Genomic DNA, 26,475 nt, shown 5'->3' on the forward strand with positions numbered 1-26,475 from the left:
AGGCCTGCCAGTAGAGTAATGCCCGGCGGCGCGCCGCAGTGTCGGCACGCCGCCATTTGACCGCGAGGCTGTCATGACCACCTCCTCTCCCGCCCAGTCCACGGCGGACCGTTTCGATACCGGGCCGCTATCCTGGGTGATCGGCGAAATCCGAGAAGCACTCAACCGCTCCAAGGCCGCTCTCCATGATGCAGCAGGCCAGGATGCCGACGCGCAGCAGACATCGCTGCGCCTGGCGAAAACCTACCTGCATCAGGCGCATGGCGCGCTGCAGATCGTCGATGTCGACGGCATCGCGATCATCACCGAAACGGTGGAAGACCTGCTGGAGCGGGTCGATACCCGCCAGCTTGCGATGACGAAGGAACTGGCGGTCGCCGTCGACGGCAGCTACCAGGCCCTGATCGAATATCTCGACGAGCTGCTCTCGGGCATGCCCCACCAGCCGGTCCGCCTGTTCCCCTATTACCGCGCCTTGCTGGAAGCGCGCGGCGCGGAGCGCGTGCATCCCGCTGACCTGTTCTTTCCAAACCTGGCGATCCGTCCCCAGCTGCCCGCTGCGGATGAGGCGCGTTCCGCGCGGCCGTCAAAGTACATGGTCATGCGGCAGCATTACGAAAAAGCCCTGCTGCCCTTCCTGCGCAGCACCGAGCGCGGAGCCGAGCTTGCCCATGCCGCAGCCATGCGCGACATCATCGGGGAGATCGAACGGGTCCAGAGCAACCAGCAGACGCGCGCATTCTGGTGGGTCATGCACGGGCTGGCGGAAGAAGTGGCCGCCGGCCATATTCCGAACGAGATTTACGTCAAGCAGCTCTTCGCGCGCATCAATCTCCAGATCCGCCGGCTCTCGCAGGGTTCGCCGAGCATTGCGGAACGCCTGTTGCGCGATGCCCTGTTCTTCATTGCCCGCACGGCCGATCCATCTCCGCGCGCCAGACAGATCCGCCAGGTGTACCAGCTCGACGGCCTCGTGCCGCCGGATTACGACACCAGGCGTTACGGCCAGATCGACATGGACGCGCTCGCCGCTGCCAAGGAGCGCCTCACCCAGGCCAAGAATATCTGGAACCGCATCGCCGGCGGCGATGTCAGTTTCGCGGACTCCTTCGAACACGAGATGCATATGCTGGCCGACGCCGGCACACGCCTGAACTCGCCGCCGCTGTCCAAGCTGTTGCGGGAGTTGAAGGGTATTGCGCGCCACGCCGCGCACGCCAAGCCGGGCGACATGCTCGGCCTGGAGATGGCCACCGGCCTGTTGTTCGTCGAGAATGCACTGGGCCGCATCGCACGCCTGCCCGAGAATTTCGCGGAGCGCGCCGATGCGATGACGGCACGCCTGCTGGCCGTTGTTTCCGGCGAGATGCCCGCGCAAAACGCGCCCTGGCTGGACGACATGTCGCGCGAAGCGCAGCAGCGGCAGACCATGACGGCGCTGGCCGGCGAAATGCAATCCAGTCTGCGCCAGGTCGAGAAGATGCTCGACGAATACTTCCGCGATCCATCGCAGCGGGACACGCTCGGCCAGCTCGACGGCATCCTGCACCAGATCGAAGGCGCGCTGGCGGTGCTGGACCAGGACGACGCCGTCCGGACCATCCAGCATACGCGTGCGGCCGTCCAGCATTTCATCGACGCGGATGAAGAGGAGGCACCGGAGCAGGGAACGTTCCAGCGGGTTGCGCAAAACGTCGGTGCGCTCAGCTTCTTCATCGAATCCCTGCATCTGCCGACCGGCACCGCGGCAAAGCGCTTTGCCTTTGACGAGAGCACCGGCACGTTTCACGCCCACCTGATCGAGAAGGATGCGCAGAACGACGGCCAGATGGATGTCGTGGTGGATGCCGGCAGCACGCCGGCGGAGGTCACGCCCGTGGAGCCGGAAGCGCCCGCGCCTGCGCTGCCGACCGTCGAGGACGAACTGGCATTCCACCAGCAACAGTCGGCCGAGCTGGCGATGTCACTGACGGCGGAACCGGACAACCAGCTTTTGCAGGAACAACTGAAGGAATCGCTCGAAAAAATCAGGCTCGATGCGACCTTGATCGACAATCCCGAGCTTAACGACCTTGCCCGTGCCGGCATCGACATCCTCGAACGCGCCGATTTCTCGGAATCGCAAGAAGCGCTCGCGCAGATCATTACCGCGACGGTTCCCGCAGTCCAGGCTGCCGAGCCCTTGCCGCCGGTAGTTGCGCCCGAGACGGACGAAGCCATCGACGCGGAGCTGCTGGAGATTTTCCTCTCGGAAGCCGAGGAGGTGCTTGGTGCGGTCCGCGAAACGTTGCCGGAATCGCGCATGCAGCCGCATAACCAGGAGCACCTCACGACGCTGCGCCGCTGCTTCCATACGCTCAAGGGCAGCAGCCGCATGGTGGGCCTCGTTGCATTCGGCGAGGCCGCCTGGAGCATCGAGCAGGTGCTCAACCTGCGCCTGTCCGAGTCGCGCGGCGGCGACGCCGAACTCTACGCACTTTTGGACAAGGCTGCCGAGATTCTGGGGGAGTGGGTACAGAACCTCAAGCTGACGGGAACGTCCAGCCAGACGCCGGATGCCCTCGTGCGCGCCGCCGAGCAGGTCAAGGCAGGCGGACAGTTCTCCTATCAAGAGGCCGAGACCGCCATTTTCGCTGCACCGGAAGCGACGGCGCAGGCCGAGTCGGCTGCTTCACCGGCAGAGGATTCCATGCCGGATTTCGCCGCTGCACCTCCGGAGGATGCGCAGGAAGCGGATATCCCCGAAGAGGCCGTGGCCGAACTGCCGCAGGCAGAAGAGATTCGCATGGGTGACGACGAGCTTGCGATGTTCGAGGTCGCGGCCGACATGCAGCCCGAGCCGGCCGCGGAAGAAATCGTGCCGGAACCTGCGCCGTTTGCCGAACCGGTCTTGAAGATCGCCGATGTCATCGACTTCCCGACCATGCATCCGCCCGAGACGCGGCGCGACGACAACGTCAAGCGTATCGGCGACATCGAGATCAGCGTTCCACTGCACAACATCTACCTCGCCGAGACCGACGAACTCGTCCGCCTCCTGGCGCAGGATTTCTCGGAATGGCGCCACGAACCGGACCGCAAGGTCAACATCCAGTGCGTGCATGCTGCACACTCGCTGGCGGGCAGTTCGGCAACGGTCGGCTTCAAGGCGCTCCAGGAAGTCGCCCATGCGCTCGAGCTCTTCCTGCAGTCCATGTCGCGGAACGCCGTGCGCCTGGAGATGCATGAGTTCGACACGCTGGAGCAAAGCGTCGAACGCATCAAGTTGATGCTGCAACGCTTCGCGCTCGGAGAGATGCCGGTGTACCAGCCCGAGTTCGTGCGCATCCTTGCCGGTCTGAGGCAGGATGTCGAGTTGCGCGCGCAGACCCAGGTAGATACGGCGAGCGCAGCCGAGGCTGAAGCGCCGGCCATCCCAGCTTCGCCTGGTGCCGAAGCGGTTAGTGAGCCCATGTTCGAACTGCGGCTGGAGCCGGAGCAGGCGGCAGACGTGATGCCGCAGGAACCCGCCGCAGTGACGCAGGACGCTGCCGCGCCCGAGCCGGAGGCTCCTTACAGCACCCCGGTACTGGACGCAAACCCCGACTCGGCCATCGACCCGGCGCTAGCGCTCAAGGACGAACTGGACGCCGATCTTCTGCCGGTATTCCTCGAGGAAGGGCGTGACATCCTGCCGCAGATGGCGGGCGTACTGCGTGACTGGCAGGAAGACCCGTCCCGGCTGGCGGCGGCGCAATCCCTGCTGCGTTCGCTCCATACGCTCAAGGGAAGCGCCCGCATGGCAGGTGCGATGAGCCTCGGCCAGCATCTGCATGACATGGAAACGCGCATCGAGAACATCATGCGCCTCGGTGCGCCTTCGGTGGCGTCGATCGAGGACTTGCAAGTGCGCTATGACCAGGCGCTGCACATGTTCGAGCAATTGCAGAACCCGCAGGCTGCCAGTCCGGCGCCAGTCGAGGCGAGGCCAGCCGCCCACGACAGCGAGGCACAGGCCCAACCGGTAGTCCTTTCGCCTTTGATTCCCTTGCAGGATCGGAAACCTGCCGTGCCGATGCCGGCGCAGCCCCGCCCTGTCGCCGCGCCCGCCGGGCCGGTCCCGATGGTCCGGGTGCGCGCCGACATTCTTGACCGGCTCGTGAACCAGGCCGGCGAGGTCTCGATTTCCCGGTCCAAGCTGGAAACCGAAGTCGGCACGCTGAAGCAATCGCTGACCGAGCTGACCGAGAATGTTTCCCGTCTGCGCGACCAGTTGCGCGAGATCGAAATGCAGGCGGAAACGCAGATCGCCTCGCGCATGGCGCATGCCGGCGACCGCGAATTCGATCCGCTGGAATTCGACCGCTTCACGCGCCTGCAGGAACTCACCCGCATGATGGCCGAGAGCGTCAACGACGTCGGATCGGTGCACCAGAACCTGAGCCGGACGCTGGACAGCGCCTCCGACGACCTGGGCATGCAGGCCCGCCTGACGCGCGAACTGCAGCAAGACCTGATGCGCGTGCGGATGGTGCAGTTTGCAAGCATTTCCGAGCGCCTGTTCCGCGTGACGCGCCAGGCGGCCAAGGAAGTCGACAAGCGCGTCAACCTCGACATCCGCGGCAGCGCGGTGGAAATCGACCGCGGCGTGCTGGAGCGCATGACGGGCCCGTTCGAACACCTGCTGCGCAATGCCATCGTGCATGGCATCGAAAGCCGCGAAGTGCGGCGCGCAGCCGGCAAGAACGAAGTCGGCGATCTCCTCGTCGAAATCCGGCAGGAGGGCAACGAGGTCGTGATCCAGTTTTCGGATGACGGACAGGGCCTGAACATCGGCCGCATCCGCGACAAGGCCAGACACGTCGGGCTGCTGAGCAACGACAGCGATATGAGCGACGAGGAAGTGAGCGACCTGATTTTCCACCCGGGCTTTTCGACGGCGGAAGAAATCACGGAACTGGCCGGGCGCGGCGTCGGCATGGACGTGGTGCGTTCGGAAGCCGCGGCACTCGGCGGACGCGTCTCCACCTGGAGCGAGGCGGGCAAGGGAACGCATTTCACGATCCACCTGCCGCTGACGCTCGCCGTCACGCAGGTCGTCCTGCTGTCGACCGGCGGCAAGACCTTCGCGGTGCCGTCCGTGCTGGTCGAGCAGGTACAGCAGCTCAAGACCAATGCGCTCGCCTCTGCCTACAACGATGGCGCGGTGGTGTGGCAAGGACAGCGCGTGCCCATCCATTACCTGTCCGCTCTGCTCGGCGATTCGGCCGCGGCGCCGGTGTCGCAGCATTACTCTCCGCTCCTGATCCTCAAGAGCGGCAACGAGCGGGTGGCGGTGCACGTGGATGAAGTCATCGGCAACCGTGAAGTGGTGGTGAAGAACATCGGCCCGCAGCTGGCGCGTCTCATCGGCGTGGCAGGCGCGACGGTGCTCGGCTCCGGCGACATCGTCCTCATCCTGAACCCGGTGCCGCTGGCACAGCGCGCCGCCCACGAGAACCTCCGTGCGCCGCGCATCATCGCTTCCGATGCGCCTGAAGGCATGGGCGCCGTGGCCGACATGGCCACAGGCACGCCGGCCTCTGCGCCGGTCCAGGGTCTGCGCACGCAGGATATCGTGATGGTCGTCGACGATTCGCTCACCGTGCGGCGCGTCACGCAACGCCTCCTGACGCGCGAGGGCTACCAGGTGGTGCTTGCCAAGGATGGCGTGGATGCGCTGGAGCAATTGCAGTCGGTAACGCCGGCGGTGATGTTGGTCGACATCGAAATGCCGCGCATGGACGGCTTCGATCTGACGCGCAACGTGCGTGACGATGAAAGGACGCGGCATATCCCGATCGTCATGATCACTTCGCGGACCGCGGAAAAGCATCGCAACTACGCGATGCAGATCGGCGTCAACGAATATCTCGGAAAACCCTATCAGGAAGACCAGCTGCTGAAGCTGATCGCAGGTTTTGTCGGGAAGGAAGCGCAAGTCAGCTGAACCGGAGTCCTGAACACGAAAGGGCCTGTGTAGCAACGCAGGCCTTTTTGTTTCCGGCTCAGTCTTCGTCGCCGGCGGCAAGTTTCGCTTTCTTCACCACGGCATAACGCTCCAGCGTGCGCTTGCGCGCTTCGTCGTGCTGTACGACGGGCAACGGATACTGCTCGCCAAGAGCGATGCCGGCGCTCCGCAAAACGTCAGCCGGAGCTTGCCAAGGCGCATGCAAGTTCTTCGTCGGCAGGCCGGCCAGTGCCGGCAAGTAGCGTTTGATGAACTTGCCTTCCGGGTCGAATCGTTCCGATTGCGTGACCGGGTTGAAAATGCGGAAGTAAGGCTGTGCATCGCAGCCCGTCGACGCTGCCCACTGCCAGCCGCCGTTGTTGGCCGCCAGGTCGTAGTCGTTCAGTTTTTCCGCGAAATAGCGTTCGCCCCGGCGCCAGTCGATGCCGAAATCCTTGACCAGGAAACTGGCCGTCACCATGCGCAGGCGGTTGTGCATGTAGCCGGTCTGGTTGAGTTGCAGCATGGCGGCGTCGATCAGGGGATACCCGGTGCGGCCGCTGCACCAGGCCTCGAACAGCGCGTCGGCATGCGGGCCGGATTCCCATTCGATCGCGTCGTATTCCGGCTTGAATGCGTGGTCGACGACTTGCGGATGGTGGTGCAGGACCATGAAGTAAAAGTCGCGCCAGATGAGCTCACTGAGCCAGGTCGCAGCGCCGGCGCTTCCCAGGCGCATTTCTTCGAGGGCGCGGCGAACCAGGCCGCGGAGTGATACCGTGCCGAAGCGCAGGTGGACCGACAGGTAGGACGGGCCCTTGAGCGCCGGGTAGTCGCGTGCACGATCGTAGTCGGCCATCCTTTCCGCGAAGTCGTCAAACAGCGCCTGTCCGCCCGACATTCCTGCCGGCAGCGGCGGTTCGACGGTCTCGAAGCCGAGCTCGGAGAGCGAGGGGAAGCTCGCCGTCTCTGGCGGCAAGGCAAGCTGGCCCGGGAGCGGATCGGCAGGGTAGGGACGCAGGCTGGCCGCTTCCGTCGCGTGCAGCGCTTTCAGCCAGGCATTCTTGTACGGCGTAAATACCGAAAAAGGTTTGCCGGACTGCGACAGAACCTCGTCGCGCTCGAAAATCACTTGGTCCTTGAAACTCTGCCAAATGCGGCCCGCCTTCGAAAGGCGGCTTGCCACTGCGACATCCCTTGCCGCCGCCGAAGGTTCGTAGTCGTGATTGGCAAAAACCGCATCTGCCCCCAATGCCTCTGCCAGGCGCGGGATCTCGTCGACCGCGTGAGCGTGGCGAACGATCAGGCCCCCGCCGGCGGCGCGCAGGGCGGTGTCCAGTTCGGCAAGGGCTGCATGGATGAACGCCAGGCGCCGGTCGCGCCGGGGGAGCCGATCGAGGATTTCCGTGTCAAAAACAAAAGCGCAGTAGACTTTGCGGCTCCGCGCGAGCGCGTGATGCAGCGCGGCATGGTCGAAGTCGCGCAGGTCGCGGCGGAACCAGACGAGGGTCTTGTCGAAACCTTGCATGCAGAACCTTGATTCGATTGATGGAATTCGGCTTTTGAAGTGCTGACCCGGGTGGGCGGCCTGCCAAAACTGCTAAAATGCTCATTATGGTGAAACCAAGCAAGACCCGCACGTTTTCTTCCAGACCTGGCGCGACCCAGGATACTCCCGATTTTTCCGCGTCGCCCGGCAAGTCGCCGTCGCCCCAGCTGAATCTCGCCGACCACTTCCTGATTGCCATGCCGTCCATGCTCGATCCGATCTTCGGCGGCACGGTAGTGTACCTGTGCGAGCACAATGACGAAGGCGCGCTCGGCGTCATCATCAACAAGGCAACGGACATGACGCTGGACTTGCTGCTGGACCGCATCGACCTGAGCGTGGAGATCGAGGCCGGCCGCGTGCCGGTCGACAAAAAGCCGGTGATGTTCGGCGGCCCGGTGCAGGTGGAGCGCGGCTTCGTGCTGCATTCGCCGCACGGTCCGTACACATCGATGATGAAGGTCAACGAGGACGTCGCCCTGACCACTTCCAAGGATGTGCTGGAAGCGGTTGCCGTCGGAACAGGCCCGCAGCGCCTGCTGGTGAGCCTGGGCTGCTCGGGCTGGAGCGCGGGACAGTTGGAAGAGGAAATCGTGCGCAACGGCTGGCTGACCGTCCGGGCCGACCCGGCGATCATCTTCGACCTGCCGGTCGAGGAGCGCTTTGCCGCCGCCATGAAACTGCTGGGCATCGATCCGATGACGCTGGCAGGAGAAGCGGGGCACGCATAAGACGTGGAAACGGTTCTCGGTTTCGACTTCGGTCTGAAACGCATCGGCGTGGCAGTCGGCAATACCCTGATCCGGCAGGCGCAGCCACTTTCCATCATCACTGCAGAAACCAACGATGCCCGGTTCGCCGCCATCGGCGCCCTCATCCAGGAGTGGCGGCCTGCGTGCTGCGTGGTCGGGCTGCCGCTGCATCCGGATGGCGCCGAGCATGAGATGACGGTCCGCTGCCGCCGCTTCGCCAACCAGCTCAACGGCAGGTTCGGGGTGGCGACGGCACTCGTGGACGAACGCTATTCCTCAGCCGTGATTGCGCAGAAGCGCGGGGAAGCGGTGGATGCGCAGTCCGCGGCAATAATTTTGCAACAATACTTCAATGACTATGCCGAATCCTAATTTCGACGCCGAAGCGCTTTACAGGACGCTTGCGGACCGCGTCAAGAGCGGCCTCGCCAACGCGCAGCATGTCGCCATCGTCGGCATCTATTCCGGCGGGGCCTGGCTTGCCGAGCGCCTGGCCGAGGAGATGCAGCTCAAGGACCGCCTGGGGTTCATCGACGTGTCCTTCTATCGCGACGACTATGCGGAGCGCGGGCTGCACGCGGAAGTCAAGCCGACCCAGATCCCGTTCGAGGTGGAAGGCGCGACCATCCTGCTGGTGGATGACGTGCTCTATACCGGCCGCACCACGCGCGCTGCCATCAACGAACTGTTCGATTACGGCCGTCCCGCGAAGATCATGCTCGCGGCGCTGGTCGACCGCGGCGGCCGCGAACTTCCGATCGCCGCCGATTTCGTCGCCGAGTCGGCGAACCTGTCCGATGACCAGCAGCTCGTGCTGCACCGCGCCGACGACGGCCGATTCTCCCTCACGGTGGACCATGCATAACCCGCAACTGAACAAACACGGCGAGCTGCAGCATCTGCTCACCATCGAAGGCCTGCCGAAAGCGGTCATCAACCATATCCTCGATACCGCTTCCTCTTTCGTCAGCGTCAGCGACCGCGAGGTGAAGAAAGTGCCGCTCATGCGCGGCAAGAGCGTGTTCAACCTGTTCTTCGAGAACTCCACCCGCACGCGCACGACCTTCGAGATCGCCTCCAAGCGCCTCTCTGCCGACGTAATCAACCTGAACATCTCGGCATCGAGCACCGCGAAGGGCGAATCCCTGCTCGACACCATCGACAACCTCGCGGCCATGCACGCCGACATGTTCGTCGTGCGCCACGCGCAGTCCGGGGCGCCCTACCTGATCGCCAAGCACCTGATCGACACCAACCAGCCGCACGTGCACGTCGTGAACGCCGGCGACGGCCGGCATGCGCACCCCACCCAGGGGCTGCTCGACATGTACACCATCCGCCACTACAAGAAGGATTTCACCAACCTGACGGTGGCCATCGTCGGCGACATCCTGCACAGTCGCGTCGCGCGCTCCGACATCCATGCGATGACCACGCTGGGCGTGCCCGAAGTGCGCGCCATCGGCCCGCGCACGCTGCTCCCCGGCGGGCTGGAGCAGATGGGCGTGCGCGTCTTCCATGACATGAACGAAGGCCTCAAGGGCGTCGACGTCATCATCATGCTGCGCCTGCAGAACGAGCGCATGTCCGGCGCGCTGCTGCCCTCGGCGCAGGAATTCTTCAAGAGCTACGGACTGACGCCCGAGCGCCTTGCACTGGCAAAGCCGGACGCCATCGTGATGCACCCCGGTCCCATGAACCGCGGCGTCGAAATCGACTCGGCGGTGGCGGACGGTGCGCAGGCCGTGATCCTGCCGCAGGTGACCTTCGGCATTGCGGTGCGCATGGCGGTGATGAGCATTTTGGCGGGAAATTAATCAATGAAACTCCATATCAAGAATGGCCGCCTCATCGATCCGGCCAGCGGTATCGATGCGCAACAGGATTTGTTCATCGCTGCAGGAAAGGTGCTTGCCGTAGGGACGGCGCCGGAAGGCTTCAACGCCACCAAGACCATCGATGCGACCGGCATGATCGTGATGCCCGGTCTGGTCGACCTGAGCGCGCGCCTGCGCGAGCCGGGCTACGAATACAAGGCCACGCTGGAATCGGAAATGCAGGCAGCCATGCAGGGCGGCGTCACCAGCCTCGTCTGCCCGCCGGATACCGACCCGGTGCTCGACGAGCCCGGCCTGGTCGAAATGCTCAAGCACCGTGCAAAGGGGCTGAACCAGGCCCACGTGTATCCGCTCGGCGCGCTGACAGTAGGGCTGAAGGGACAGGCGCTGACCGAAATGGCGGAACTGACCGAAGCCGGCTGCATCGGCTTTTCGCAGGCCGAGGAAGCGATTGTCGACACCACGGTGCTGCAGCGGGCGATGCAGTACGCCAGCACCTTCGGCTACACGGTGTGGCTGCGGCCGCAGGACCCGCACCTCGGCCGCGGCGGCATCGCGCACAGCGGCCCGATTGCCTCCCGGCTCGGCCTGCCCGGTGTGCCGGTTTCGGCGGAGACCATTGCCCTGCACACCATCTTCGAACTGATGCGGGCCACCGGCGCGCGCGTCCACCTGTGCCGGCTTTCGTCGGCGGCCGGCCTCGAACTCGTCCGGGCGGCCAAGAAGGAAGGCTTGCCGCTCACCTGCGACGTCGGCGCGCACCATGTGCACCTGACGGACGTGGATATCGGCTTCTTCGACTCCAACGCGCGCATGACGCCGCCGCTGCGCAGCCAGCGCGACCGCGATGCCATCCGCCAGGCGCTGATGGACGGCACCATCGACGTGATCTGCTCGGACCACACACCGGTCGACGATGACGAAAAACTGCTGCCGTTCGGCGAAGCCTCGCCCGGCGCCACCGGACTGGAACTGCTGCTGCCGCTGGTGCTGCGCTGGGTGGAGGATAGCCGCGACAGTTCGCCGCAGATGCTGGCCAAGGCAATTGCCAAGGTGACCTCGGAAGCGGCACGCGTCGCCGGGCTCGCCAGCGGACGTCTGGCAGCGGGCTGCGTTGCCGATGTCTGCATTGTCGATCCGTCGGCGCGCTGGAAGGTGGATGCAAAAGCGCTCGCCAGCCAGGGCAAGCATACGCCCTTCCTCGGCTACGAGCTGACCGGTCAGGTCAGGATGACGATCGTCTCGGGACACGTCGCGTTCGAGCGCTGATCGCCGTGGTGGCCATCCGCTTGCTGCGTGTCCTGATCCACCTGTTCCGCGGACTGGCGACCTGTGCGCTGGTGTTTCCGCTGATCGACGAGGCGGGGCGGCGCGCGCGCATCAAGGCCTGGTCCATCCGGCTGGTCGCGCTGTGCGGCGTGCGGGTGCGTATCCTGCATCACCAGGACGCGCAACCCGCACCGCGTGCCCTGATGGTGGCCAACCATGTGTCGTGGCTCGACATTTTCGTCATCAATTCCCTGCATCCCACGCGCTTCGTCGCCAAGTCCGATATCCGCGGCTGGCCGCTCATCGGCTGGCTGTGCGAAAAGACGGGCACGATTTTCATCGCGCGCGGCAAGCTGCGCGACGTGCGGCGCATCTACCAGGGTCTGGTGGAAAGCCTGCATGCAGGGGAGCACGTCGCCTTTTTCCCGGAAGGGACGACTGCGCCGCAAGGCGCGTTGCTGCCTTTCCATGCCAACCTGTTCGAGGCGGCGATCGAGGCGGAAGTCCCGGTGCAGCCGTATGCGGTGCGCTACCTGGATAAACACGGCCGTCTGCACCCGTCAGCCGATTTCGTCGGCGACATGAGCTTCGTGCAGAGCATCTTTTCGGTGCTGAAGGCCGGCGGCATGACGGCGGAGTTGAGGGTTCTGCCCGCCATCGCCACCAGCGAGGCCTCGCATCGCCGTGAACTGGCGGATGCCGCGCGCGCCGCTATTGCATCCGTCCTCGGCGACGTCCTGGTGGAGAATCAGATCGAGCCGGGCCGCTGATATTCCGGGCAGTCCACCTGGAGTACCGAACGATTGTCGAGACGCACCGCCGTCAGCTTGCCGCCCCACAGGCAGCCCGTGTCGAGCGTGATCAGATTCGGACGTATCGTCAGTCCCAGCGTCGACCAGTGGCCGATGACCACCGTGACGTCTTCCGTCCGGCGGCCGGGTACGTCGAACCAGGGCATGTAGCCGGGCAGGGCGGTTTCGACACCTTTCGATGCCGCGAGGTCCATCGCACCGTCTGCCGTACAGAAGCGGATGCGGGTCAGCGCATTCACGATACAGCGCAGGCGGTCCGCGCCTTCCAGCCGGTCATTCCATCGCGCCGGCTCGTTGCCGTACATCTGGCGGAGGAAATCGACCCAGTCCGGCCCGCGCAGCACGGTTTCCACTTCTCCTGCGAGCGCCATCGTCTGCTGCGCCGTCCATTGCGGCAGCACGCCTGCATGCACGAGGAGGTTGCCCTCCTCGAGCAGGGCCATCGGCTGGCGGCGCAGCCAGTCCAGCAGTTCGTCGCGGTCGGGCGCCTGCAGGATGTCGTCGAGGGTGTCCGACGGATGCGGCCTGCGGATGCCGTGCGCCACCGCAAGCAGGTGCAGGTCATGGTTGCCGAGTACCATATTCGCGGTATCGCCTAGTTCGCGAACTTGCCTTAAAGTGGCGAGCGAATGCGGGCCGCGATTGACCACGTCACCGAGGAAGATAAATCTGGGCTCCGCGCACTCGGCGCGGATGCGGTCGAGCAGTTCGGAAAGCTTGGACTGGCAGCCCTGTAGGTCGCCGATGGCATAGATTGTCATGCTAAAATGATAATATTATTCGTTTGGCAATGGAAATGGGCTGAGCGCGCATTATAAGAAACTTCCCGTGCTTCCGGAGCGGGTAACAAATCCTTACGGCTACGTGCGGCGATACCTGTTTAAATACAAATCCCCTGAAAGCACGTACAAATTCATTAACACTTTTCAAGTAAAATCATAGGTTTAGCGAGATTCGTCGTGGCGTACAGGATACCTGAATGATATTTGTGACGGGCGGAGCCGGATTCATCGGCTCGAACTTTGTGCTCGGCTGGCTGGCAGGAAAAGACGAACCGGTCGTCAACCTGGACAAGCTGACCTACGCTGGCAACCTCGAGAATCTGCGCGGGGTTGAGCAGGACGCGCGTCATGTCTTCGTGCGCGGCGATATCTGCGACGCCGCGCTGGTGACCGCGCTGCTCGGCACCCACCGGCCGCGCGCAATCGTCCATTTTGCCGCCGAGAGCCACGTCGACCGGTCCATCCTCGGCCCCGGCGATTTCGTCACGACCAACGTCAACGGCACCTTCGTCCTGCTCGAAGCCGCGCGTGCTTATTTCTCCAGCCTGAACGGGGCGGAGCGGGACTCCTTCCGTTTCCTGCACGTCTCGACCGACGAAGTGTACGGCTCGCTCGGCCCTCAGGACCCGCCGTTCACCGAGACGACCGCCTACGCGCCGAACAGCCCGTATTCCGCGTCCAAGGCGGCTTCCGACCATCTTGTGCGTGCCTATCGCCATACGTACGGGCTGCCCACGCTGACGACCAACTGTTCCAACAACTACGGGCCGTACCAGTTTCCTGAAAAGCTGATTCCGCTGATGGTCGCCAACGCCCTCGCCGGCAAGCCGCTCCCCGTCTACGGGGACGGGAAGAACGTGCGGGACTGGCTGTATGTGGGCGACCACTGCAGCGCCGTGCGAAGGGTGCTGCAGGATGGCCGCCTTGGCGAGACCTATAACATCGGCGGCTGGAACGAGATGAGCAATCTGGAGGTGGTACACACCCTGTGCGACATCCTCGACGAACTCGCACCTGCATCCCGCAGCTACCGGGCGCAGATCGCCTTCGTGGCAGACCGTCCCGGCCATGACCGCCGCTACGCAATGGACGCCCGCAAGATCGAACGCGAACTCGGCTGGAAACCGGCGGAGACTTTCTCGACCGGCATCCGCAAGACCGTGCAGTGGTACCTCGATCACCAGGATTGGGTGCGGAATGTGCAGTCCGGCGACTACCTCAAATGGGTCGAGCAGAATTACGGCGCCCGCGGCACGGCGCAGGAGCGGGCAGCATGACACTGCAGCGCAAGGGTATTATCCTCGCCGGCGGGTCGGGCACGCGTCTGTATCCGGTGACGACATCGGTATCGAAGCAATTGCTGCCGGTGTACGACAAGCCGATGATCTACTATCCGCTGACGACGCTGATGCTGGCCGGCATGCGCGACATCCTGCTCATCTCCACACCGCAGGACACCCCGCGATTCGCCGACCTGCTCGGCGACGGCAGCCAATGGGGCATCAGCATCCGCTATGCAGTGCAGCCATCTCCGGACGGCCTCGCACAGGCCTTCATCATCGGGCGGGAATTCATCGGCGATGCGGCGTCCGCGCTGATCCTCGGCGACAACATCTATTACGGTCACGATTTCGACGCGCAACTGCGCATGGCGCATAGCCGGGAGTTCGGCGCAACGGTGTTCGCCTACCATGTGAACGATCCCGAGCGCTATGGCGTGGTCGAATTCGACCGGCAGCGGCGGGCAGTGAGCATCGTCGAAAAGCCGCTGGCGCCGAAATCGAATTATGCGGTCACCGGACTGTATTTCTACGACAACCGGGTGTGCGACATTGCCGCCGGTATCAGGCCTTCGGCGCGCGGCGAGCTCGAAATCACCGACGTCAACCAGGCTTATCTCAGGCTCGGCGACCTGAATGTCGAGGTGATGGGGCGGGGCATGGCCTGGCTGGACACCGGCACGCACGAATCGCTGCTGGATGCCGCCCAGTTCATCGCCACCATCGAGCGGCGGCAGGGCTTGAAGGTCGCCTGTCCTGAAGAGATCGCTTTCCGCAAGAAATACATCTCGGCCGAGCAGCTCGAGAAACTGGCGCATCCGCTGAGCAAGAGCGGATACGGCCAATACCTGCTGCGCATCCTTACCGACAGCGTGTTCTGAGATGAATATCGTCCGGACTCCCATCGCCGATCTTCTCGTCCTCGAACCGCGCGTGTTCGGCGACGAGCGCGGTTTCTTTGTCGAAAGCTACAACGAGCGCCGCTTCCAGGAAGCCATTGGCGCGCCGGAGGCCGTGCGCTTCGTCCAGGATAACCACTCGCGTTCCTCCAGAAACGTGCTGCGCGGACTGCACTACCAGGTGCGCCAGCCGCAGGGCAAGCTGGTGCGGGTCGTTGCAGGCGAGGTGTTTGACGTCGCCGTCGACCTGCGCCGAAGCTCGCCGACCTTCGGCAAATGGTTCGGCACCATCCTGTCCGCCGAAAACAAGCGGCAGATGTGGGTGCCCGCCGGCTTCGCCCACGGGTTCGTCGTCACCGGCGAGTCCGCCGATTTCCTGTACAAGACCACCGATTACTGGGCGCCGGAATACGAGCGCAGCATCGCGTGGAACGATCCGGCCATCGGCATTGAATGGCCCCTGAGCGGCGCACCCGTCCTGTCCGAGAAGGACCGGAAAGGAACCTTGCTTGCCGATGCGGAGGTGTACGAATGAAGATCCTCGTGACCGGCCGCGACGGACAGGTGGGATACGAGCTCCAGCGCAGCCTGCAAGGCCTCGGCGAGATCGTAGCCGTCAATGCGGAAGCGATGGACCTGGCGGATTTCGATGCCATACGTGCGGTGATGCGCGAAGTGCGCCCCGCGCTGGTCGTCAATCCGGCCGCCTATACGGCTGTCGACAAGGCGGAGAGCGAACCCGAGATTGCCATGCGCATCAACGGCGAGGCGCCCGGCATCATTGCGGAGGAAGCGCGGAAACTGGGCGCGGCAGTGATCCATTACTCGACCGACTACGTGTTCGACGGCCACAAGGACGGCGCGTACACCGAGGATGACGTGCCGATGCCGCTCAATGTTTACGGCCGCACCAAACTGGCCGGAGAGCAGGCCGTGCAGGCCAGCGGCGCCCCGCATTTGATCCTGCGCACAAGCTGGGTCTACGGCCAGCGCGGACGCAATTTCCTGCTGACCGTGCGCCGCCTGGCGGCCGAGCGTGAAGAACTCCGAATTGTCGATGATCAATACGGCGCCCCCACATGGTGCCGTACCATTGCCGATACGACTGCCCATATCGTCGCCAAGCTTGGCGCGGGAAAGCAGGGGGCCGGCATTGACCTCGACCTGTGGCAATCGAAATCGGGACTCTATCACCTGACGGCGCAGGGGCGGACCACCTGGCACGGGTTCGCGCAGGCGATCGTGGCGCACTGGTCCTGCGAGCGGAAGCCGGCGGTCGTCCCCATCGGGACGAAAGATTACCCGACACCCGCGAGAAGGCCGGCCAATTCGGTCCTTTCCTGCCGCAAGCTGACGGAGACATTCTGCGGGCTGCCCAAATGGGACGACGCATTAAGCCTGTGCCTTGACTGACAACGTCGCGCTGCGAACAAATACAACCATTCCGAAAAATCCAACATTGCGAGAACACATCATGTTGATTCCAATCATCCTTTCCGGCGGTGCTGGTACCCGTCTGTGGCCGGTATCGCGCGAGGCATATCCGAAGCCGTTCATGCGCATCGGCGACGGCAAGAGCCTGCTGACGCAAACCCATGAACGTGCGCTCGCCGTATCCGGCAACACCCCGCCGCTGATCGTGACCAACCGGGATTACTACTTCCTGTCGCACGACGAGCTGGAAAGCCAGGAAGTCAAGCCGCAGTACCTGCTCGAACCGGGCGGACGGAACACCGCCCCGGCCATCGCGCTGGCCGCCATGTGGGCGCTGGAGCAGAAGAGCGACGCCTGCATGCTCGTCCTGCCGGCGGACCACCTGATCAAGGACACGCCTTCGTTCTATACCGCCGTGCGCCACGCGGAAAACCTGGCCAAGGACGGCTTCCTGGTCCTGTTCGGCATCAAGCCCACCGGCCCGGAAACCGGCTTCGGCTACATCGAAATGGGCGACAAGGTCAGCGCCGAAGCGCAACTCGTGAAGCGCTTCGTGGAAAAGCCGGATGTGGTCACCGCGGGCAAGTACATCGAGCAGGGTAACTACGTGTGGAACAGCGGCATGTTCTGCTTCCGGGCGAGCGCCATCCTCGACGCCTTCGAGGCCTACCATCCCACGCTGCTTGCCGCGGCGCGCGACGTCTGGCGCAGCACCAAGGCCGAAGGCGACAAGATGGAACTGCCGGCGGCATTCACTTCGCTGGACAACATCTCCATCGACTACGCCGTGATGGAAAAGGCGAAGAACATCGCCGTCATCCCGGGGGATTTCGATTGGAGCGACATCGGTGCGTGGAAGGCGGTCGCCGAAGCGATTCCCGCCGACGCGAATGGCAATACCAGCAACAATTGCCAGTCCATCGTCATTGACAGCCGCAATACCCACATCGAAACCAAGGACCGCCTCGTCGCCATCATCGGCCTGGACAACCTCCTGGTGGTGGACACGCCGGACGCGCTGCTGGTCGCCGACAAGTCCAAGAGCCAGGAGGTGCGCGAAGTGGTCGCCCGCCTGAAGGCCGCCGGTCACGAGGCGCACAAGACGCACAAGACCGTGGCGCGCCCCTGGGGCACGTATACCGTGCTGCAGGATGCGCCGGGCTTCAAGATCAAGCGCATCGCCGTCAAGCCCGGGGCATCGCTGTCCCTGCAGATGCACCATCATCGCAGCGAGCACTGGGTGGTGGTGTCCGGCAAGGCCGAGGTCGTCAATGGCGAGCAGACCATCCAGCTGGAAGCCAACCAGTCCACCTACATTCCGGCCGGGAACAAGCACCGCCTGACCAACGTGGGCGACACGGAGCTGGCCCTGATAGAGGTACAATGCGGCTCCTATTTGGGCGAGGACGACATCGTCCGCTTTGAAGATATCTACGGCAGGGTCAAATAATGGCAGTAGGCATGTTGCGCTCGATATGGAGCTATCGCGGCTTCATATCAGGCAGCGTCAAGCGCGAGTTCCAGTCGCGCTACCGGAATTCGCTGTTGGGCGCAGCATGGACGGTCCTCAATCCGCTGGCGATGATCGTGGTCTACACGGTCATCTTTTCGCAGGTGATGCGCGCCCGGCTGCCGGGCGTCGACAGCGGCTTCGCGTACAGCATCTACCTGTGTGCCGGGGTGCTTACCTGGGGACTGTTCGCCGAGATCGTCAGCCGCGCGCAGAACGTGTTCCTCGAACACGCCAACCTGATCAAGAAGATCAGCTTCCCGCGCATCTGCCTGCCGGTGATCGTGGTATTCAATGCAGGAATCAACTTCGCCATCATCTTCGGCCTGTTTGTCCTTTTCCTGCTGGTGAGCGGAAACTTCCCGGGGACAGTCTTCGCGGCGGTCTTTCCTGTCTTGCTAATCCAGATCGCGTTCGCAATCGGGCTTGGTATCATTGTGGGCGTACTGAATGTTTTCTTTCGTGATGTAGGTCAGTTCTTCGGCGTGTTGCTGCAGTTCTGGTTCTGGCTGACGCCGGTCGTCTATCCAGCCTCCATCCTGCCCGCGCCCATCCTTCCCTATTTCAATCTCAATCCGATGGTGCCGCTGGTGACCGCCTACCAGGATATTTTCGTGCACGCCAAAGGGCCGGACTGGAACAGCCTCGCGTTTCCCGCGCTGCTCGCCGCACTTTTTTGCGTGGTCGGCATCCGCATGTTCCGCAAGCGCGTTGGTGAAATCGTGGATGAACTGTAATGGGCCGCATTTGTGTTGAAGGCCTGGGCAAGGCATACAAGCAATACCACAACCGATGGTCGCGCCTGGCCGAATGGGTGCTCCCTTTCGCAGGGCCGCGCCACCGCCTGAAGTGGGTGATGCGCGACGTCAGCTTCCGCCTGGAGCCGGGGGAAGCCGTCGGCATCATCGGCATCAATGGCGCCGGCAAGAGCACCTTGCTCAAGATGATCACCGGGACCACCCAGCCGACGACCGGCAGCGTGGAAATCACCGGCCGCGTTGCCGCCTTGCTGGAGCTGGGCATGGGCTTCCATCCCGAATTCACCGGGCGGCAGAACGTGTTCATGGCGGGACAATTGCTGGGCATGAGCGTGGAAGAGATCGCCGCGCTGATGCCCGAGATCGAAGCCTTCGCGGAGATCGGCGAATACATCGACCAGCCGGTGCGTGTCTATTCCAGCGGCATGCAGATGCGCCTGGCGTTCAGCGTGGCCACGGCGAAGCGCCCCGACGTGCTGATCGTCGACGAGGCCCTCTCGGTCGGCGACGCCTATTTCCAGCACAAGAGTTTCGACCGCATCCGTTCCTACAGCAGGGCGGGCACGACCCTGCTCATCGTCTCGCACGACAAGCATGCGATCCAGTCGATCTGCAACCGGGCCATCTTGCTCGACGGCGGCCGCCTGGTGAAGGAGGGCATGCCGGAAGAAGTCATGGACTACTATAATGCCCGCTTGGCCGAGCGCGAAAACGCCAATCTCAACCTGCAGCAGCAGGTACTGGAGGATGGCAAGGTGCAGACGCTGTCCGGGACCGGCGAAGCGACGGTGACCGGCATTGCACTGCGCAATGCGCGCGGCGAGACGCAGGAAGTATTCGATGTCGGCGTGCCGGTCACGCTGCAGGTGGATGTGCTGGTGCGCCAGGACATTCCCCGCCTGGTGCTCGGCTACATGATCAAGGACAGGCTGGGGCAGGCAGTGTACGGCACCAATACCGACCTGACCAGGCAGCCCATATTTGACGTAAAGGCCGGCGAAACCCTGAGCTACCGCATCGATTTTCCGCTCAACCTCGGCCCGGGCACGTATTCGATCGCCACCGCCCTGGAGAGCACGGACACCCACCTCGTCAACAATTACGAGTGGCGTGACCTGGCACTGGTGTTCACCGTCGCCAACCTCAGCAAGCCGGAGTTCGTCGGCTGCGCGTGGATTCCGCCGGCTATTGCGATCGAGCGGGCAGCGGAAAACGCAGAGGGTGCAGGAGATGCGGGCCAGGTACGGGCGGTTGCCGGAGGTGCATAGTGTCGCACGGCAACTGGGATTGGCCCCATGTCCGCGGCTGTGTTGTTTATTGAACTAATTTGATTTCCATTATCACCAAAAGATTTATATCCGTTAATTTGTGCGAATGCTTCCGCGGCCGTCCCGCGGGGCAAGCGAAGCACGCCGGACCCGGTTTCCAATCCAGATCCAACCATAACCTCACCTGAAAATGACTTCATCCAAGACAGCGATCATCACCGGTATCACCGGGCAGGACGGCGCCTACCTCGCCGAACTCCTGTTGAAGAAGGGCTACAAGGTCTACGGTACCTATCGCCGCACCAGCTCGGTCAACTTCTGGCGCATCGAAGAGCTCGGCATCGACAAGGACCCGAATCTGCATCTGGTCGAGTACGACCTCACCGACCTGAGCGCCAGCATCCGCCTGCTGCAGACGACCGGCGCCACCGAGGTGTACAACCTCGCGGCGCAGAGCTTTGTCGGCGTGTCGTTCGACCAGCCGGTGACGACCGCCGAGATCACCGGCATCGGCCCGCTGAACCTGCTCGAAGCCATCCGCATCGTCAATCCGAAGGTGCGCTTCTATCAGGCATCGACCTCGGAAATGTTCGGCAAGGTGCAGGCGATTCCGCAAATCGAGTCGACGCCGTTCTATCCGCGCAGCCCGTACGGTGTGGCCAAGCTATACGCGCACTGGATCACCGTGAACTACCGCGAGTCCTACGACATCTTCGGTTGCAGCGGCATCCTGTTCAACCACGAGTCCCCGCTGCGCGGCCGTGAATTCGTCACCCGCAAGATCACCGATTCCGTCGCCAAGATCCGCCTCGGCAAGCTCGACGTGCTGGAGTTGGGCAACATGGACGCCAAGCGCGACTGGGGCTACGCGAAGGAATACGTGGAAGGCATGTGGCGCATGCTGCAGGCCGACGAACCGGATACCTTCGTGCTGGCGACCAACCGTACCGAAACGGTGCGCGACTTCGTCTCGATGGCCTTCAAGGCCGCCGACTACCAGCTGGAATGGCGCGGACGCGGCGAGGATGAAGTGGCGGTCGACGCCGCTACCGGCAAGACCCTGGTGCGCGTGAATCCGAAGTACTATCGTCCCGCGGAAGTCGACCTGCTGATCGGAAACCCGGCCAAGGCGATGGAAAAACTCGGCTGGGCGCCGAAAACGACGCTGGAGCAGTTGTGCCAGATGATGGTACAGGCTGACCTGCGGAGAAACGAGCGTGGCTTCTCCTTCTGATCAAGCGAAGGCCAACTCCGCTGCCGGTCAGCGCGGCACTGTCCTGCTGACCGGGGCCAACGGCTTCACCGGCAAGTATGTGCGCGCCGAGCTCGAAGCGGCGGGATACACGGTGGTCGGTGCGGTAGTCGGCGGATCGCGCGGTCCGCACGAGGTGACGCTGGACATCACCTCGCCCGACAACTGCCGCCGCGTGATGGAGCGCGTGCGTCCGGACTACCTGATCCACCTGGCGGCGATCAGCTTCGTGCAGCATGCCGACGCGGATGCCTTCTATCGCGTCAACGTCATCGGCACCATGAACCTGCTGCAGGCGATGGCCGACGCGAAGCTGTCGCCGCGCCGCCTGATCATCGCCAGCAGCGCCAACGTGTATGGCAACGCCACGGCCGGCGTGATTGCGGAATCGCAGCCGCCGCAGCCGGTCAACCATTACGCGGTGAGCAAGCTGGCCATGGAATTCATGGTGAAAACCTGGAACGACCGCCTGCCCATCGTCATCACGCGCCCGTTCAATTACACCGGCGTCGGACAGGAGCCGCACTTCCTGGTGCCCAAGATCATGTCCCATTTCGTGCAGCGGGCACCGCTCATCGAACTGGGCAACCTGGATGTGGAGCGCGATTTCTCCGACGTGCGGATGGTTGCGCAAGCCTACCGCGGCCTGCTCGAACAGGATTGCGCGGGGCAGACCGTCAATATCTGCAGCGGCCGTCCGTTTTCCCTGCGCGCTATCCTCGACACCATGCAGCAGATCGCCGGCTACCAGATCGACGTGCGCGTCAATCCTGCCTTCGTGCGCCAGTCGGAAGTCAAGACGCTGGTCGGCTCGCCCGACAGGCTGCGCGCGCTCGTGCCCGGACTGCAGCCCGTTCCGCTGGAAGAAACGCTGCGCTGGATGTACGAGGCCGGCACCGCGGCCTGAACACACCTGAATGCGGCCCGCGCGGCCGCGAGCACCGATTAGAACGACAATGGACCTCTTCAACCGTGTAAGGGTGGGCATCAATGCCGTGCCGATCCTGTCGCCCCTGACGGGGGTCGGACAATACACCTATCGGTTGATCACCGAACTGCAGCAAATCCTGCCGCACAAGCCCTGGCTGTTCTACGGCACTTCCTGGGACAGGGAAATCCGCACGGCTGCCGCGCCGGGTGCGCGCGAGCTGAACAATGCCATCAAGCGGATGATGCCGCATCCGCACCTGATCACCCGCTTTCTCAAGCAGACACGATTTTCCTCCGGCGTGCGCCGGCACAAGGTCAACCTGTATCACGAGCCGGCCTTCCTGGCCTACCGCTTCAAGGGGCCATCCATCGTGACCATCCACGACCTGTCCTGGGTGCGCCACCCGGAAACCCACCCGGTCGAGCGTCTGCGCGAAATGAACCGCTTCATGCCCAGGGTCGTCGAGCACGCGTCGCATATCGTGGTCGATTCCGACTTCGTGCGCCAGGAAGTGATGTCCTACTATGGCGTGCCCGGCGACCGGGTCACCACCGTCCTTCTCGGGGTGGGCGCGGAATTCGCGCCGCTCGATGCAGCGCGCTGCCAGCCGGTGCTCGACAAGTTCGGCCTGGCTTATGGCAATTACCTCCTGACCGTCGGCACCCTCGAGCCGCGCAAGAACCTGTCCACCGTTATCGCCGCCTTCGCTCGGTTGCCGGACGACATGCGCCGGCGCTTGCCCCTCGTCATCGTCGGCATGAACGGCTGGGGCATGGACAAGTTCTCGCACGGCTTGCGGCACATGATCGAGCGGGGCGAGGTGCGGATGCTCGGCTATGTGGACCAGGCAGAGCTGCCGGCCCTGTATTCCGGCGCGCGCCTGTTCGCCTATCCTTCCCTGTACGAAGGCTTCGGCCTGCCGCCGCTGGAAGCCATGGCCTGCGGCGTGCCCGTGATTGCATCGCGCCGGGCGTCGTTGCCGGAAGTGGTGGGCGAAGCCGGCATCCTGGTCGAGCCGATGGATGATGCCGGCATTGCCGGCCACATGCGCGCGCTGATCGAAGATGACGCCCTGCATACCCGTCTTGCGAATGCGGGACGCGTGCGCGCCACCGCCTTCACCTGGCGCAAGTTTGCGCATGAGACAATCGCGGTTTACAAGAAGATCATGAGCCATGTCGATTAGCTGCTCGGTGGTGAGTTACCACAATTCCCCTGACCAGATCGCGGACGTGCTGCGCAGCATCTCCGCGACACCCGGCATCGCGCTCACGCTGGTCGACAATTCCCGGGATGACAGCCTCGCCGCTGTGGCCCAACAGTACGGCGCGCGCTACATCCACCGGCCCGACAATCCGGGCTTCGGCGCCGCACACAATATCGCGATCCGTGAAGCGATCGCCGCCGAATCGACCTACCACATGGTAGTGAACCCGGACGTCAGCTTCGGGCCCGAAGTCATCCCCGGCCTGCTGGCCTACATGGAAGCGCATCCCGATACCGGCCTGGTGATGCCCGACATCCGCTATCCTGACGGCCGCCGCCAGCATCTGTGCAAATTGCTGCCGCACCCGGGCGACCTGCTGGTGCGGCGCTTCGTGCCGGCCCTGTACCGCCTCAGCGGCCGGCTCGACACCTACGAGATGCGCCGCAGCGGTTACGACCGGACCATGCAAGTGCCGGCCTTGTCCGGTTGTTTCATGTTCCTGCGGACATCGGTGCTGAAGAAGACCGGCGGATTCGACGAGCGCTACTTCATGTACCTGGAAGATGTGGACCTGTCGCGCCGCGTGGGGCGCGTGGCGCGCACCGTCTATTACCCCGCGGTATCGATCACGCATGCCTACCAGAAGGGCTCGTACAAGAGCAGTATCCTGCTGACGCGCCACATCCGCTCGGCGGTGCGCTACTTCAACAAGTGGGGCTGGTTCATCGATCCCGAACGCGCGGCCGTCAACCGTGCCGCGCTGCGCGCGCTCGAAGGCGCCCGGCAGGCGGTCGACCACGCGCCCGTGGCCGACGGGAAGTAGGAGGAGGAATGAATAGCGTGGATAGCGTGCTGATCGACCTGACCCAGCTCCCGCTCGAACGCACCGGCGTCGGCATCTACGCCGTCAACTACGTTCAACGGCTGCGCGAGCAGGCCGGCGAGGCGCATCTCAGCTTCCTCGTCCTCGACGACGACGCCGCGCTCATCCGCGACGTGCGCGCCATCCCGAACGCCACCGCCATTGTGCTGAAGGCAAGCCTGTTCCGCCGCTTCCTGTTCCGCGTCCTGCTCGAGCAGCTGATCATGCCCGTGCTCGCCATCACCCGCGGCATCGGCGCCACGCATTCGCTGCACTACAGCTTCCCGCTGCTGTCCTTCGGCCGCTTCAAGCGCATCGTGACGGTGTGCGACATGTCCTTCTTCCTGTTTCCCGAACTGCATGTGCCGGCTAAGCGGGTGTTCTTCCAGTTCTTCATCCGGCGCCTGCCGAAGGTCGAAGGATTGCTGTTCATCTCCGAATCGACCATGCACGACTTCATGCGCTTTTTCCCGCACTGCGAGGCGCAGCGCTGCGTGATTCCGCTCGGCGCCGATCTTGCACGCCTGCAGGCAGCGGCGGATGCGCGCATGATCGAGGAACTGCGGCAACGCTTCCAGCTCGACCGCTTCATCCTGTACGTCGGCACCATCGAGCCGCGGAAGAATATCCTCGGGCTGGTGAAGGCATTCGAGCGCTGCGCCCCGAACCATCCGGAGCTGAAGCTGGTCATTGCCGGCAAGCTCGGCTGGGACTATGACAGCCTGCTGGCCTACATCGATGCATCGCCGGTGCGCGAACGCATCGTCCTGACCGGTTACGTGGACGAAGCCGAAAAGCATGCGCTGCTCAAGTCGGCGCTGCTGTTCACCTACGTCTCGTTCTACGAAGGATTCGGCCTCCCCGTGCTGGAGGGCATGGCGGCCGGCGTGCCGACGATCACGAGCAATATTTCCTCCATGCCCGAGGTTGCAGGCAAGGGTGCCATCCAGGTCGATCCCAACGACGTCGGCCAGATCGCCGATGCCATGCAATCCCTGCTCGCCGATGCGCAGGCGAGGGCAGAGCTGGCCGAGCGCGGTCGGGTGCAAAGCCGCGCATTCACCTGGGAAAGCACGACCGCCATTTCCCTCGATTTCTATCGCCGCCTCCTCGGCCGGCGCGAGGCGGCGGCCCGGCTCGGTCAGTTGAACGAGTAACACGGGCACAGGCGCGCCGCCATGCACACCTTGCGCTTTTTCATTTTCAACCTGCTCGGACACACGCTGCCGATGGCGGTGGCGCTGGTATCGGTCCCCGTGATTGCGCACTTTGCCGGCGTCGAGCGCCTGGGCGCGCTGGGCGTGGTGTGGGCACTGGTCGGTTATTTCAGCTTCCTGGATTTCGGGCTGAGCCGGGTGGTGACGCGGCGCGTCGCACAAGCGAAGGAACAGGGACGGATTGAAGCGGAGCTGCTCGACCTGCGCGGCTTTTTCTGGTGGCGCGCGGTGCCGGCCTTGCTGGCGATGACCGTACTGTTCCTTGCGGCGCGCGCAGTATTCGGCGCTTATCTCCCGGAGGGGGAGCTGGGGCGCGAACTGGCGGCAAGCTGGCCTTGGATCGCGTTCGGCATCCCCGTCACGCTCGCCACCAACTGGCTGCGCGGCGCGCTGGAGGGCGTGCATCGCTTTGCCCGGGTCAACCTCATGCGCACCGTCTTCGGCGCATGGACCTATGCCGCCCCGGCGGTGGCCGCCCTGCTCATGCCGACGCTCGATGCCATGATCGTCGGCATCGTGCTCGGACGGGTCGTCGCACTTGCCGCGCATGTGTGGGCCTGCCTGCAGGCCGAGCGCGGCATCCTGGTCGGGCCGGTGCGGGCCAGGCTGGCCGGGCAGGGGCTGTTCTTCCAGGAGGGCGGCTGGATCACCGTCTCCAATGTCATCGGCCCGCTGATGCTGTACTCCGACCGTTTCGTGCTGGCCGCCCTGGCGTCCCCAGCCGCCGTCGCCTGGTATGTCACCTCGCAGGAAGTGCTGTTGCGCACGATGGTCATTCCGGCAGCCCTGGCCGGCGTCCTGTTTCCCAAGTTTGCCGGCAACCTCGACGCCAGGACCGAGGTGCCGCTGGCGGCCCTGTACCAGCGCGGCATCCGCCTGATTTCGGC

Annotated in this window: 22 protein-coding genes; 20 read left to right on the top strand and 2 right to left on the bottom strand. The window is 63.8% G+C overall.

Annotation, left to right across the window (positions count from 1 at the left end):
- Positions 1 to 73: 73 nt before the first annotated feature.
- A complete protein-coding gene (locus tag VFF99_RS02325; RefSeq protein ID WP_325014606.1) occupies positions 74 to 5,968 on the top strand; it encodes an Hpt domain-containing protein in 5,895 nt (1,964 codons plus the stop codon).
- Between the two features lie 58 nt (positions 5,969 to 6,026).
- Here the strand turns inward: VFF99_RS02325 and VFF99_RS02330 are convergent, their stop codons facing one another.
- Positions 6,027 to 7,496, bottom strand: coding sequence for a deoxyribodipyrimidine photo-lyase (locus VFF99_RS02330; RefSeq protein WP_325014608.1), 1,470 nt, complete (start codon positions 7,494 to 7,496; stop codon positions 6,027 to 6,029).
- An 86-nt stretch (positions 7,497 to 7,582) separates the two neighbouring features.
- On the opposite strand from VFF99_RS02330, the gene VFF99_RS02335 reads away from it, so the two are divergent.
- The 6 genes from VFF99_RS02335 to VFF99_RS02360 are packed head-to-tail and all read left to right on the top strand — an operon-like array spanning position 7,583 to position 12,146.
- Positions 7,583 to 8,248 carry a YqgE/AlgH family protein gene (locus VFF99_RS02335; RefSeq protein ID WP_325014610.1) on the top strand — a complete coding sequence of 222 codons (666 nt, stop codon included), beginning with the start codon at positions 7,583 to 7,585 and terminating at the stop codon, positions 8,246 to 8,248.
- A gap of 3 nt (positions 8,249 to 8,251) precedes the next feature.
- A complete protein-coding gene (gene ruvX, locus VFF99_RS02340) occupies positions 8,252 to 8,641 on the top strand; it encodes a Holliday junction resolvase RuvX (RefSeq protein WP_325014611.1) in 390 nt (129 codons plus the stop codon).
- Complete coding sequence (gene pyrR / locus VFF99_RS02345; RefSeq protein ID WP_325014613.1) at positions 8,628 to 9,134, top strand: bifunctional pyr operon transcriptional regulator/uracil phosphoribosyltransferase PyrR; 507 nt, start codon at positions 8,628 to 8,630, stop codon at positions 9,132 to 9,134. Before ruvX ends, pyrR begins: the two co-directional genes overlap by 14 nt.
- Positions 9,127 to 10,086: an aspartate carbamoyltransferase catalytic subunit gene (locus VFF99_RS02350; protein ID WP_325014615.1), complete on the top strand. Its 960-nt coding sequence runs from the start codon at positions 9,127 to 9,129 to the stop codon at positions 10,084 to 10,086. The genes pyrR and VFF99_RS02350 overlap by 8 nt, the downstream gene beginning before the upstream one ends.
- Positions 10,087 to 10,089: 3 nt before the next feature.
- A complete protein-coding gene (locus tag VFF99_RS02355; protein ID WP_325014617.1) occupies positions 10,090 to 11,376 on the top strand; it encodes a dihydroorotase in 1,287 nt (428 codons plus the stop codon).
- A 5-nt stretch (positions 11,377 to 11,381) separates the two neighbouring features.
- The gene (locus VFF99_RS02360) at positions 11,382 to 12,146 is read left to right on the top strand and encodes a lysophospholipid acyltransferase family protein (RefSeq protein ID WP_325014619.1); all 765 of its coding nucleotides are present in this window, start codon (positions 11,382 to 11,384) and stop codon (positions 12,144 to 12,146) included.
- On the opposite strand, the gene VFF99_RS02365 is transcribed toward VFF99_RS02360, so the two are convergent.
- Complete coding sequence (locus tag VFF99_RS02365; protein WP_325014621.1) at positions 12,125 to 12,949, bottom strand: symmetrical bis(5'-nucleosyl)-tetraphosphatase; 825 nt, start codon at positions 12,947 to 12,949, stop codon at positions 12,125 to 12,127. The genes VFF99_RS02360 and VFF99_RS02365 overlap by 22 nt on opposite strands.
- A gap of 218 nt (positions 12,950 to 13,167) precedes the next feature.
- Here VFF99_RS02365 and rfbB point away from each other — a divergent pair, with 218 nt between their 5' ends.
- From rfbB to VFF99_RS02430, 13 genes are all read left to right on the top strand, one after another.
- Positions 13,168 to 14,247 carry a dTDP-glucose 4,6-dehydratase gene (gene rfbB, locus VFF99_RS02370; protein ID WP_325014623.1) on the top strand — a complete coding sequence of 360 codons (1,080 nt, stop codon included), beginning with the start codon at positions 13,168 to 13,170 and terminating at the stop codon, positions 14,245 to 14,247.
- Complete coding sequence (rfbA, locus tag VFF99_RS02375) at positions 14,244 to 15,131, top strand: glucose-1-phosphate thymidylyltransferase RfbA (RefSeq protein ID WP_325014625.1); 888 nt, start codon at positions 14,244 to 14,246, stop codon at positions 15,129 to 15,131. The genes rfbB and rfbA overlap by 4 nt, the downstream gene beginning before the upstream one ends.
- A gap of 1 nt (position 15,132) precedes the next feature.
- Positions 15,133 to 15,684 (top strand): dTDP-4-dehydrorhamnose 3,5-epimerase, encoded by a 552-nt coding sequence (gene rfbC, locus VFF99_RS02380; protein WP_325014627.1) that lies wholly within the window; start codon positions 15,133 to 15,135, stop codon positions 15,682 to 15,684.
- Entirely contained in the window at positions 15,681 to 16,562 is an 882-nt protein-coding gene (gene rfbD, locus VFF99_RS02385) for a dTDP-4-dehydrorhamnose reductase (protein WP_325014629.1), read from the top strand. The genes rfbC and rfbD overlap by 4 nt, the downstream gene beginning before the upstream one ends.
- Before the next feature lie 61 nt (positions 16,563 to 16,623).
- Entirely contained in the window at positions 16,624 to 18,033 is a 1,410-nt protein-coding gene (locus VFF99_RS02390) for a mannose-1-phosphate guanylyltransferase/mannose-6-phosphate isomerase (protein WP_325014631.1), read from the top strand.
- Positions 18,034 to 18,044: 11 nt separating this feature from the next.
- Positions 18,045 to 18,830, top strand: coding sequence for an ABC transporter permease (locus VFF99_RS02395; protein ID WP_325014634.1), 786 nt, complete (start codon positions 18,045 to 18,047; stop codon positions 18,828 to 18,830).
- A complete protein-coding gene (locus VFF99_RS02400; RefSeq protein WP_325014636.1) occupies positions 18,830 to 20,119 on the top strand; it encodes an ABC transporter ATP-binding protein in 1,290 nt (429 codons plus the stop codon). Before VFF99_RS02395 ends, VFF99_RS02400 begins: the two co-directional genes overlap by 1 nt.
- Before the next feature lie 190 nt (positions 20,120 to 20,309).
- A complete protein-coding gene (gene gmd / locus VFF99_RS02405; protein ID WP_325014638.1) occupies positions 20,310 to 21,353 on the top strand; it encodes a GDP-mannose 4,6-dehydratase in 1,044 nt (347 codons plus the stop codon).
- Positions 21,337 to 22,278, top strand: a complete 942-nt coding sequence (locus tag VFF99_RS02410) for an NAD-dependent epimerase/dehydratase family protein (RefSeq protein ID WP_325014640.1) — start codon at positions 21,337 to 21,339, stop codon at positions 22,276 to 22,278. Before gmd ends, VFF99_RS02410 begins: the two co-directional genes overlap by 17 nt.
- A 49-nt stretch (positions 22,279 to 22,327) precedes the next feature.
- Entirely contained in the window at positions 22,328 to 23,488 is a 1,161-nt protein-coding gene (locus VFF99_RS02415; protein WP_325014642.1) for a glycosyltransferase family 1 protein, read from the top strand.
- Positions 23,478 to 24,332: a glycosyltransferase family 2 protein gene (locus tag VFF99_RS02420; protein ID WP_325014644.1), complete on the top strand. Its 855-nt coding sequence runs from the start codon at positions 23,478 to 23,480 to the stop codon at positions 24,330 to 24,332. Before VFF99_RS02415 ends, VFF99_RS02420 begins: the two co-directional genes overlap by 11 nt.
- Before the next feature lie 8 nt (positions 24,333 to 24,340).
- The gene (locus VFF99_RS02425) at positions 24,341 to 25,528 is read left to right on the top strand and encodes a glycosyltransferase family 1 protein (RefSeq protein ID WP_325014646.1); all 1,188 of its coding nucleotides are present in this window, start codon (positions 24,341 to 24,343) and stop codon (positions 25,526 to 25,528) included.
- Between the two features lie 21 nt (positions 25,529 to 25,549).
- Positions 25,550 to 26,475: oligosaccharide flippase family protein (locus VFF99_RS02430; RefSeq protein WP_325014648.1), on the top strand; the 926-nt coding region annotated here is incomplete at its 3' end.

Origin of the sequence: Noviherbaspirillum sp. (assembly GCF_035654295.1) — a bacterium.
Taxonomy (GTDB): Bacteria; Pseudomonadota; Gammaproteobacteria; order Burkholderiales; family Burkholderiaceae_D; genus Noviherbaspirillum.

Excerpts from the sequence above, each read along its gene's own strand:
- rfbC (WP_325014627.1), top strand. The coding sequence starts at position 15,133 with ATGAATATCGTCCGGACTCCCATCGCCGATCTTCTCGTCCTCGAACCG.
- VFF99_RS02420 (WP_325014644.1), top strand. The coding sequence starts at position 23,478 with ATGTCGATTAGCTGCTCGGTGGTGAGTTACCACAATTCCCCTGACCAG.
- VFF99_RS02390 (WP_325014631.1), top strand. The coding sequence starts at position 16,624 with ATGTTGATTCCAATCATCCTTTCCGGCGGTGCTGGTACCCGTCTGTGG.
- VFF99_RS02395 (WP_325014634.1), top strand. The coding sequence starts at position 18,045 with ATGTTGCGCTCGATATGGAGCTATCGCGGCTTCATATCAGGCAGCGTC.
- VFF99_RS02355 (WP_325014617.1), top strand. The coding sequence starts at position 10,090 with ATGAAACTCCATATCAAGAATGGCCGCCTCATCGATCCGGCCAGCGGT.
- gmd (WP_325014638.1), top strand. The coding sequence starts at position 20,310 with ATGACTTCATCCAAGACAGCGATCATCACCGGTATCACCGGGCAGGAC.
- rfbD (WP_325014629.1), top strand. The coding sequence starts at position 15,681 with ATGAAGATCCTCGTGACCGGCCGCGACGGACAGGTGGGATACGAGCTC.
- rfbA (WP_325014625.1), top strand. The coding sequence starts at position 14,244 with ATGACACTGCAGCGCAAGGGTATTATCCTCGCCGGCGGGTCGGGCACG.
- VFF99_RS02365 (WP_325014621.1), bottom strand. The coding sequence starts at position 12,949 with ATGACAATCTATGCCATCGGCGACCTACAGGGCTGCCAGTCCAAGCTT.
- pyrR (WP_325014613.1), top strand. The coding sequence starts at position 8,628 with ATGCCGAATCCTAATTTCGACGCCGAAGCGCTTTACAGGACGCTTGCG.
- rfbB (WP_325014623.1), top strand. The coding sequence starts at position 13,168 with ATGATATTTGTGACGGGCGGAGCCGGATTCATCGGCTCGAACTTTGTG.
- VFF99_RS02335 (WP_325014610.1), top strand. The coding sequence starts at position 7,583 with ATGGTGAAACCAAGCAAGACCCGCACGTTTTCTTCCAGACCTGGCGCG.
- VFF99_RS02325 (WP_325014606.1), top strand. The coding sequence starts at position 74 with ATGACCACCTCCTCTCCCGCCCAGTCCACGGCGGACCGTTTCGATACC.
- VFF99_RS02400 (WP_325014636.1), top strand. The coding sequence starts at position 18,830 with ATGGGCCGCATTTGTGTTGAAGGCCTGGGCAAGGCATACAAGCAATAC.
- VFF99_RS02415 (WP_325014642.1), top strand. The coding sequence starts at position 22,328 with ATGGACCTCTTCAACCGTGTAAGGGTGGGCATCAATGCCGTGCCGATC.
- VFF99_RS02425 (WP_325014646.1), top strand. The coding sequence starts at position 24,341 with ATGAATAGCGTGGATAGCGTGCTGATCGACCTGACCCAGCTCCCGCTC.
- VFF99_RS02330 (WP_325014608.1), bottom strand. The coding sequence starts at position 7,496 with ATGCAAGGTTTCGACAAGACCCTCGTCTGGTTCCGCCGCGACCTGCGC.
- VFF99_RS02350 (WP_325014615.1), top strand. The coding sequence starts at position 9,127 with ATGCATAACCCGCAACTGAACAAACACGGCGAGCTGCAGCATCTGCTC.